The sequence below is a fragment of the Oleisolibacter albus genome (assembly GCF_003336875.1).
Taxonomy (GTDB): domain Bacteria; phylum Pseudomonadota; class Alphaproteobacteria; order Azospirillales; family Azospirillaceae; genus Niveispirillum; species Niveispirillum album.
This window is the reverse complement of the sequence record NZ_QGNJ01000040.1, coordinates 1-1,319: the sequence shown is the minus strand read 5'-3', so window position 1 is coordinate 1,319 and position 1,319 is coordinate 1. Positions and strand designations below refer to the sequence as shown.

Here is a 1,319-nt window from a genome sequence, read left to right as displayed (position 1 = left end):
CCCGGGCACAAGCGTCACCGCATCACCACCCATCCGATCCGTCCCGTCCAGGACCGCCCGGGCCGGGCAGCCTTGCCGGCTATCGCTCGTCCCTCGACCGCCGCCAGGGCCACCTGGACGGGCTATTCAGGCTCTCGTCGGCGGCACCTTCGCCGCCGTCTGGGTCATTTCTATTTCCACCCAAATGTTCAGCTTATCGACTTTCGGCCGATCGACGCTCTTTAATGAGGTCAGAAATTATTTTGAATAATGAAAGTGCATACAGCACCGGTGCAATCACTCCAAATATATTCGTCATTTTTGATGCAATTGGATACCATCCCATATTATATTTGTTAATATCATCTCTAGATGAATTTATTCCATCACCTTCTATAGAGCCAATTAAATAGAAATCATCAATCCATATAATGTACCATGGCAATTTAACTTTCATTAATTGAACGCGAACATTTTTTCCTTTGTTTGTTTTATTCCAAGGCTTAATTTTCTTTGATTCCATTAATCGCACAGCCCCGATGCAGTCCGCATCAATCCAGCGTTTTACGCAAGAAGTTCGATAGATATCTCCGGCATCGTCTTGCAAAACTAAACTTGATTCCCCCTTGACTTTGTAGTACCCGTAAATCTTAAGATTCTTTGAATTAAACTCACTTTCCGCCGGAAGGCGATAATCATTTTCGAACGGATTTCCGATACCATGAAAGTAAAGATGAATCGCATAAATACAAAAAACCACATTTAGCGCGACTATTGCAATAAACTTCATTTTTTGGCGAAGGTTCATTTAATCCAGCCTTTGCGTAAATTTACAGGAACGTTATTTTCATCTATTTTCCAGCTGAGAATTACCTTTCCCTCTCCGCCTCCTGCGTCGCCCGGACGATGGGTGACAACAGATAATCCGCCACCGTGCGGTGACCATTTCTGCCACCACAGCCATCCCGGGCACAAGCGTCACCGCATCACCACCCATCCGATCCGTCCCGTCCAGGACCGCCCGGGCCGGATAGACCAGCCCGCGCGCCGCGTCCGGCGTCGGTGTGGCCTGCCCCGGCTTCTTCATCCAGCCGAAAGGTGAGGCGCGGGCGCGCGCGGCGGGGGGGGAATCGGGCGGAGGGGGCGGCCCCCCCGGGTCAGAGCAGGCGGGTGCCCAGCAGGCTTTCGGCGGCGGCGCGGGCGGCGGGAGTGATTTCGGCGCCGGAGAGCATGCGGGCGATCTCCTCCAGCCGGTCGGCGGGACCCAGCTCCACCACCTCGGTCTGGGTGCGGCCGGCGCTGCTGCGCTTGCGCACATTCCAATGGTGCCCGCCGCGGGC

The 1,319-nt window shown here is 53.8% G+C and carries 1 protein-coding gene and 1 pseudogene; both read right to left on the bottom strand.

Annotated features, from left to right (window positions below; genetic code table 11):
- Window positions 1-193 precede the first annotated feature (193 nt).
- Entirely contained in the window at window positions 194-787 is a 594-nt protein-coding gene (locus tag DK368_RS21585; protein WP_155524671.1) for a hypothetical protein, read from the bottom strand.
- 349 nt (window positions 788-1,136) lie between these two features.
- Window positions 1,137-1,319, bottom strand: a pseudogene (locus DK368_RS21165) (DNA repair protein RecN); the annotation flags it as partial.